This is a genomic window from Isoptericola luteus, from assembly GCF_020297055.1.
GTDB classification, from domain to species: Bacteria; Actinomycetota; Actinomycetes; order Actinomycetales; family Cellulomonadaceae; genus Isoptericola; species Isoptericola luteus.
Window position 1 is genome coordinate 183,526 of record NZ_JAIXCQ010000009.1, and the last position, 7,641, is coordinate 191,166.

At 75.5% G+C, this 7,641-nt stretch carries 7 protein-coding genes; 3 read left to right on the forward strand and 4 right to left on the reverse strand.

The annotated features are described in order from the left end of the window. The gene (locus tag LEP48_RS13830; RefSeq protein ID WP_225566176.1) at positions 1-960 is read right to left on the reverse strand and encodes a zinc-binding dehydrogenase; all 960 of its coding nucleotides are present in this window, start codon (positions 958-960) and stop codon (positions 1-3) included. 56 nt (positions 961-1,016) lie between these two features. Between LEP48_RS13830 and LEP48_RS13835 the strand changes: the two genes are divergently transcribed. Together LEP48_RS13835 and LEP48_RS13840 are read left to right on the forward strand one after the other, a co-directional pair. Next, positions 1,017-2,054: a hypothetical protein gene (locus LEP48_RS13835; protein ID WP_225566177.1), complete on the forward strand. Its 1,038-nt coding sequence runs from the start codon at positions 1,017-1,019 to the stop codon at positions 2,052-2,054. A 48-nt stretch (positions 2,055-2,102) separates the two neighbouring features. Further along, on the forward strand, positions 2,103-2,468 hold the full coding sequence (locus LEP48_RS13840) for an MmcQ/YjbR family DNA-binding protein (RefSeq protein ID WP_225566178.1): 366 nt from the start codon (positions 2,103-2,105) through the stop codon (positions 2,466-2,468). 4 nt (positions 2,469-2,472) lie between these two features. Here the strand turns inward: LEP48_RS13840 and LEP48_RS13845 are convergent, their stop codons facing one another. The 3 genes from LEP48_RS13845 to LEP48_RS13855 all read right to left on the reverse strand — a co-directional run bounded on the left by LEP48_RS13845 (position 2,473) and on the right by LEP48_RS13855 (position 5,610). Beyond that, the gene (locus LEP48_RS13845; protein ID WP_225566179.1) at positions 2,473-2,892 is read right to left on the reverse strand and encodes a VOC family protein; all 420 of its coding nucleotides are present in this window, start codon (positions 2,890-2,892) and stop codon (positions 2,473-2,475) included. A 127-nt stretch (positions 2,893-3,019) separates the two neighbouring features. Beyond that, a complete protein-coding gene (gene metX / locus LEP48_RS13850) occupies positions 3,020-4,237 on the reverse strand; it encodes a homoserine O-acetyltransferase MetX (RefSeq protein WP_422723840.1) in 1,218 nt (405 codons plus the stop codon). Then, positions 4,234-5,610 (reverse strand): bifunctional o-acetylhomoserine/o-acetylserine sulfhydrylase, encoded by a 1,377-nt coding sequence (locus LEP48_RS13855; RefSeq protein WP_225566180.1) that lies wholly within the window; start codon positions 5,608-5,610, stop codon positions 4,234-4,236. The genes metX and LEP48_RS13855 overlap by 4 nt, the downstream gene beginning before the upstream one ends. Positions 5,611-6,003: 393 nt before the next feature. On the opposite strand from LEP48_RS13855, the gene LEP48_RS13860 reads away from it, so the two are divergent. After that, positions 6,004-7,392, forward strand: coding sequence for a C40 family peptidase (locus LEP48_RS13860; protein WP_225566181.1), 1,389 nt, complete (start codon positions 6,004-6,006; stop codon positions 7,390-7,392). The last annotated feature ends 249 nt before the right edge of the window (positions 7,393-7,641 follow it).

Genomic DNA, 7,641 nt, shown 5'->3' on the forward strand with positions numbered 1-7,641 from the left:
TCAGGGCAGCACGACGATCTTGCCGTGCTGCTCGCCGGCCTCGAGGCGCGCCAGTCCCTCGGCCACGCGGTCGAGCGGCACCTGCGCGTCCACGACCGGCCGCACACCGGTGCGCGCGCAGAAGCGCACGAGCGCGGCAAGGTCCTCGCGGGAGCCCATCGTCACGCCCTGCACCCGGATCTCGGTGAAGAAGATCCGGGTGAGCTCCGCCGGCGAGGCATCGCCCGAGGTTGCGCCGCACACGACGATCGTGCCGCCCGGCCGCACGGACCGCACGGAGTGCGCCCACGTGGCCTGTCCGACGGACTCGAGCACGGCGTCCACCTTGGCCGGCAGCCGCTCTCCGGGCGCGACGGCGTGCGCGGCCCCGAGCTCGAGCGCACGGGCCCGCTTGGCCTCCGAGCGGGACGTCACCGTCACCTCGATCCCCGCAGCGGCACCGAGCACGGTGGCCGCGGACGCGACCCCGCCCCCGGCTCCCTGGACCAGCACCCGACCCCCGGGAGCAAGGTCCGCGGCGCCGAAGAGCATCCGGTACGCCGTGAGCCACGCCGTCGGCAGGCAGGCCGCCTCCGCGAAGGAGATCTCGTCGGGCAGGGGCACCAGGTTCGCCGTCGGCACGGACACCTGCTCGGCGAGCGTGCCCGGGTGACGCTCGGACAGCAGCGAGCGGGGCTCCCGCGGGCCGACGCCGTGACCGTCAGCGCCGATCACCGCGTGCACGACGACGCGGGACCCGTCCGGCGCCACGCCCGCGGCGTCCGTGCCGAGCGTCATGGGGAGCTGGTCCTCACGGAGCCCGACGCCGCGCAGCGACCACAGGTCGTGGTGGTTGAGGCTCGCGGCGCGCACGTCGACGGTCGTCCAGTGCTCGCGGACCTCCGGCGCGGGCCGGTCGGTGACCTTGAGGCCACGCAGGGGGGTGTCGGGCGAGAACCGGGCGACGGTGGCGGCAAGCATGCGCACCAACCTACTGGGTGGGTCCCGGCTCGTCGTCGGGCGATAGGTTGTGCGGCATGTCACCGCTGGACCACGAGCCCGCCGCACCGACCGCCGGCTCAGCCTCTGCCCGGCCCACCGGTCCGTCGGCCGGTCAGTCTGCCACCGCTCCCGGCGCGCCGTCCGCGATCGAGACGGAGCTCACGGGCGCACGGCGCGCCGTCGTCGAGCACCGGCAGCAGACCGCGCGCCGTGACGTGGCGCTCGCCGCGCTGCGGGAGGCCGAGGCCGCACACGCGACGGCCCGGGCGGCCCTCGACGACGAGACGGCCGACGTCGCGCGACTGGAGTCGCTGAGCCTGGCGCGCGTCTGGACCGCGCTGCGGGGCACCCGGGACCAGCGGCTCGACGCCGAGCGCGCCGAGCAGCAGGCGGCGCAGTACGTCGCGGCCACGGCTCAGGCCCGTGTGGCGACGGCGACGCGCGAGCTCGCCGTCGTCGACGAGGCGATCCGGGCACTGGGCGACGTCGAGACCCGATGGGCCGCCGCGCTCGCGGCGAAGGAGGCCTGGGTGCACGGCACGGGTGGCCGGCCGGCGGCCGAGCTGGCCGACCTGGCAGAGCGCGCCGGCGCGCTGCGGGCCCAGCAGGTGGAGATCGCGGAGGCGCAGACGGCGGCGCTGCGGGCCCAGGCCGCTCTCGACGCCGCGGCCGGGCACCTGCGCAGCGCCGACGGGTGGTCCACCTACGACACGTTCTTCGACGGCGGCATGCTGGCGAGCATGGTCAAGCACGACAAGCTGGACCGGGCGGCCGAGCTCCTGCGGCAGGCGGACGCCGCCCTGCAGCACCTGAGCGTGGAGCTCGGCGACCTGGGCGAGCGGGGGGTGGGTGGCGTCGGCATCGACGGGCTGACCCGCACGCTCGACGTCTGGTTCGACAACATCTTCACCGACTGGTCGGTGCGGAACCGCATCGCCGAGGCGATCGACCGCGTGCGGGCAGCGACGACGGCCGTGCAGTCGGTGCGCGGGCGTCTCGACGCGCGCGAGGGCGACGCCGCCGTCGCGCTGCGGGGCCTCGCGGCGCGGCGCGAGGCCGTGCTCCTCGCCTAGCCCGGGTCGCGAACGGTCGGTGTCGGCGGCGCGTGGCAGATTCGGGGCATGCCTGATCGACCGGACGTCCCGCACGAGCTCGTCGAACGCCTGAGGTCCCTTCTGGACTTCCCCGAGTGCATCGAGGAGTCCGCATGGACCGGCACGCGCTGGCGCGTGCGCCACTCGACGGTGGCGCACGTCTTCGGCGGCGAGGACCAGCGGTTCCGCGTCACGTTTCGGGCCGAGCCGGGGGAGGTGGCCGCGTTCGCGCACCTCGGCGCGCCGTACTTCAAGACCGACTGGGGCGAGAACGTCGTCGGGCTCCTGCTCGACGACGAGACGGACTGGGGCGAGCTGGCCGAGCTGCTGACCGACTCCTACTGCATCCAGGCGCCGCAGCAGCTCGCCGTGGCCGTCGACCGGCCGGCGTGACGCGCTACGCCGTCCCCACGTTGAACATCCAGGTGATGCCGAACCGGTCGGTGACCTGCCCGTAGTGGTCGCCCCAGGGCGCGAGGCCGAACGGCATGACGTCGGTGCCGCCGTCGGCGAGCTTCTCGTAGGCGGCGGTCACGTAGGCGAGGTCGTCGGGCCCGCCGGTCAGGGCCACGGTGATGCCGCTGGTGGGCGCCACGTACTGCATCATCGACCCCGTGTCCGCGGCCATGAGCGTCAGGCCGCCGGGCGTCTCGAGCTGGCCGTGCATGACGAGGCCCTGCTCCGCGGGGTCGGCGCCCATCTCCGGCAGGTCGCCGTAGGTGGAGACGTCCAGCTCGCCGCCGAGCACGGACTGGTAGAACTCGAGCGCCTCGCGGGCCGAGTCCTTGAAGCTGAGATACGGGTTCATTCGGACCATGACGGACGCTCCTCGAGGTCGTCGCACGCCGTGCGGTTGCGGTCGCCGGGTGGCGGCCGACCACCACGCTAGGCGCATGGTCCGACAGCCGCCCTCGGAGCGTGCTGCGCGGCACCGGCTGGTCCTGTCAGGACCCGGCGCGGTCCTGGACGCTCGCCGTCTCGGCCAGGAACTCCGCCACGATCGGTCCGAGCTGGTCGAACTCGACGAGGAACCCGTCGTGACCGAAGTCGGACGTGATGATCCGCAGCGGCTCGGCGCGGGGGAGCCAGGTGGCGATCCGCCCCGCCTGCGCGGGCGGGAACAGCCGGTCGGAGTCGACCGCGACGACGAGCGCCCGCGCCGTGATCTGGGACAGCGCGGACTCCGCACCACCGCGGTCGCGCCCGAGGTCGTGCGTCATCATCGACTCCGTGAGCACCAGGTAGGAGTTCGCGTCGAACCGCCGCGCGAGCTTGTCGCCGTGGTGGTCGAGGTACGACTGGACGGCGTAGCGGCCCCCCGTGAGCGGGTCCTCGCCGCCCTGTGGCAGCCGCCCGAAGCGGGCGTCCAGCTCCGTCGCGGTGCGGTACGTGGTGTGGGCGATCTGCCGGGCGACGGCGAGGCCGGCGTGGGGGCCGTCGTCGTCGGCCGCGTCGTAGTAGTCGCCGCCGCGCCAGCGTGGGTCGGCACGGATGGCGCCGAGCTGCGGGTGCGCCCAGGCGATCTGGTCGCCGGAGGACTGTGCCGTCGTCGCGACGGGCGCGATGTTGCGCACCTCGATCCCCTGCTCGGGGCCGAGCAGCCCCCACTCGAGCACGCGCAGCCCGCCCATCGACGCCCCGATGACGAGCTCCCACCCGGTGATCCCGAGCTGGCGGGTGAGCTCGATCTCGGCCGCCACCTGGTCGCGGGTGGTGAGGTGCGGGAACCGGCCGCCCCACGGCCGGCCGTCGGGGGCGGTCGACGCCGGCCCGGTGGTGCCCTGGCAGCCGCCGAGCACGTTGGGGGCGACGACGAAGTACCGGTCGGTGTCGATCGGCGCACCCGGCCCGACCATCTGCTCCCACCAGCCGGCGGTCGTCTGGCCGGGCCCGGCCGGGCCGGCGACGTGCGCGTCGCCGGTGAGCGCGTGCAGCACGAGGACGGCGTTGGACCCGTCGGGGGCGAGCTCGCCCCAGGTCTCGTACGCCATCCGGACGTCGGGCAGGACGCCGCCCGACTCGAGCTCGACGGCGCCGAGGTCGGCGAACCGTCGGTCGCCGGGCGGGTCGCCCTGGCGCCAGGCGCCCGAGGCGGGCACGGACGCCGCGTCGCGCGCCCGTGCCCGCCTCGGGGTGGAGCTCCGGTGGTCCGTCACGGTCACGCGGCGGCCTCGTCGGCGGCAGCCCCGGTCGTCCGGCCGGTCGTCGACCCGGCCGCCGCGAAGCCGAGCTCGAGGTCGGCGAGGATGTCCGACAGCCCCTCAAGCCCGACGGCGAGCCGCACCAGCGCCGGCGTCACGCCCGACTGCGCCTGCGCGGCCGGGGAGAGCTGGGAGTGCGTCGTCGAGGCCGGGTGGATGACGAGCGAGCGCACGTCGCCGATGTTCGCCACGTGCGAGTGCAGCTCCAGCGCGGAGACGAAGGCGCGGCCCGCGGCCGACGCCTGCTCCGGGTCCTCGACGTCGAGCTCGAACGCGATCACGGCGCCGGCGCCCTTCGGCGCGTAGCGCTGCGCGTTCTCGTGCCACGGCGAGGAGGGAAGCCCGGCGTAGTGCACGGTGCGCACGTCGTCGCGCTCCTCGAGCCATTCCGCCACGCGCTGCGCGTTGGCGACGTGCCGCTCGATCCGCAGCGACAGCGTCTCCAGGCCCTGCGAGAGCAGGAACGCGTTGAACGGCGAGACCGCGGGGCCGAGGTCACGCAGCAGCTGCACCCGGGCCTTGAGCACGAAGGCCAGGTTCGCCCCCAGGGCCGAGCCGACGCCGAGGTCGCGGGCGTAGACGAGGCCGTGGTAGCTCTCGTCCGGCTCGTTGAACCCGGGGAAGCGCTCCGGCTGCGCCGCGTAGTCGAAGGTGCCGCCGTCGACGATGACGCCGCCGATGGCCGTGCCGTGACCGCCCAGGTACTTGGTGGCGGAGTGCACGACGACGTCCGCGCCGTGCTCGATCGGCCGTACGAGGTAGGGGGTGGCGATCGTGTTGTCCACGATGAGGGGAACCGCCACCTCGTGGGCGACGGAGGCGACGCCGGAGATGTCCAGCACGTCGGCGCGCGGGTTGGGGATGGTCTCGCCGAAGAAGGCCTTGGTGGTGGGCCGGACGGCGGCGCGCCAGGAGTCGAGGTCGTGCGGGTCGTCGACGAACGTCGTCTCGATGCCGAGCCGGAGCAGCGTGTGCCGCAGCAGGTTGTACGTGCCGCCGTAGAGGCTCGGGCTGGCGACGACGTGGTCGCCGGCCTGCGCGACGTTGAGGATCGCGAGGGTGGTGGCGGCCTGCCCGGAGGCGACGAGCAGCGCGCCGACGCCGCCCTCCAGGTCTGCGATGCGCGTCTCCACGGCCTCCTGGGTGGGGTTGCCGATGCGGGTGTAGATGGGGCCGAGGTCGGCGAGCGCGAAGCGGTCGGCGGCGACGTCGGCGCTGGGGAACTCGAACGACGTGGTCTGGTAGATCGGCAGCGCGCGAGCGCCCGTGCTGGGGTCGGGCTGCTGGCCGGCGTGGATCTGGCGGGTCTCGAAGGTCCAGGTCGGGTGGGTCATGAGGTGCTCCGGGGGATCGCGGTGGGCTCGGTCGGCGGTGAACGGGCCGCGGGGCACCCAGTGCCTGCGTTGCTGAGGCTGGCCGCGGCGGTCGGCTGCGCACGGGAGCGGATGACTGGGCCGGTGACCGGCCGCAGGCAGGCGAACGTGCGCGGTGGTCAGCGGCACATTCGACAGGTCATGCGATCGACCGTAGCCCGGCACGGCGGCTCGCGACAGCACCGGTCCACGATTCGAGACCAGGATATGGACGGCGTGTCGCCTTGCGGCGAGCACCGACGCGTGCGTTCCGAGTGGCGGCCCTGGCACCCGTGGGCGAGCCTGGGCAGGTTGCCCGCCGGCCGGCGCCGGCAGGTGAGCAGGGGGAGCAGGGGGAGCAGGGAGGAGCTCGGCATGTCGCGCACGCGACCGACAGCGAGGGCCCACGACACCGGGCCGGGCCGCCGCCCCGCCCGCACGGCGGTGCGGATCGCGGCGGTGCGGATCACGGCGGTCCTCGTACCGCTGCTGCTGGCGGTGACGCCCACCGCGGGCGCCACCGGCCCCCTCGGGTCCGACCGGCCGAGCGACGACGACGTCGCCGCCGCGCACGAGGCCGTCGACGCCGCCGAGCTCGACGTGGGCGGGGCGCAGGACCGCCTCGACGCCATCCGTGCCGAGCTCGCGACCGCCGAGGCCGCGGTGCAGACCGCCGCCGAGGACTACGCCGAGGCCCAGGAGGCGGTGCGTGCCGCCCAGGCCGCGGCCCACGAGGCGAGGGAGCAGGCGGAGCGGGCGCGCGCGGCCCAGGGCGACGTACGGGCGGCGATCGCCGACGCCTACCGGTCGACGGCGCGTGGCGCGGACGGCGTCGGCCCCCTGACGGTGGTCACGGGCTCGCGCGACCTCGGCGACATCGTCGCCGGCGAGAGCGCCCAGCGCGCCGTCGACCGCAAGAACGCCGCGGCGTTCGTCGCCCACGCGGACCTGCGCGCGACGGCGGAGCGGGCCGACGCCCGCTGGCGGGCGGCGCGGGCGGAGCTCGCCGAGGCGCGGGAGGCGGCGAAGGCCGCGTTCGACACCGCGCGCCGTACGGCCGACGACCTCACGGCCCGCACCGCCGCGGCGCAGGACGAGCGGGACCGGCTGTACGCCCGGCTCGGGCAGCTGCGCAGCACGAGCGCCGAGATCGAGCGGCAGCGGGAGCAGGCCCGCCAGGAGCAGGTCGACCGCGCGCGCGAGCGCGCGGCGCGGGAGGCCGCCGAGGCGGCGGCGGCGCCGGCCGCGGGATCGCCGGAACCCGCGCGGTCGTCGGCCCCGGACCCGCGGCCGACGAGCGACCCGGAACCGGCACCCGAGCCGACCCGGACCGCCGAGCCCGAGCCGGAGCCCGAGCCGGAGACGCCGCCGGTCAGCGGCGTCGGGCAGGGCAGCGCCGCTCAGGGTCGTGAGGCGCTCGCGTGGGCGCGCTCGAAGATCGGCACCCCCTACGAGTGGGGCGGCGAGGGTGACCCCGGGTACGACTGCTCCGGCCTGACGTCCCAGGCGTGGAACGCCGCCGGCGTCTGGATCACGCGCACGTCCCGCTCGCAGTACCTCACCGTCGGCAAGGTGCCCTACGACCGCATGCGCCCGGGCGACCTGATCTTCTACGCGAACGACACGTCCGACCCGGCGACCATCCGGCACGTGGCGATCTACGCGGGCGACGGGATGATGGTCGAGGCGCCGCGCCCCGGGATCGACGTCCGCGAGACGCCCGTCCGCTGGGCGGAGACCATGCCCCACGCCGGCCGCCCCTGACCGACCCCAGAGCGTTGTGTGGGGGGGGGGGGGGGGGGGGGGGGGGGGCGTCAGCGGGCCGAACCCCCCCCCCCCACAAAAGGGGGGGGGGGGGGGGGGGCGGTGGGACGCGGCACCCGCCCGCAGCGGCGCCGCAGACTCGGCCGACAACAAGTTCCGGCTGAGGCGGAGGCGCAGCGGAGGGTGGGGGTCGAGGGACGAGGCACCCGCCCGCAGCGGAGCCGCAGACTCGGCCGACAACAAGTTCCG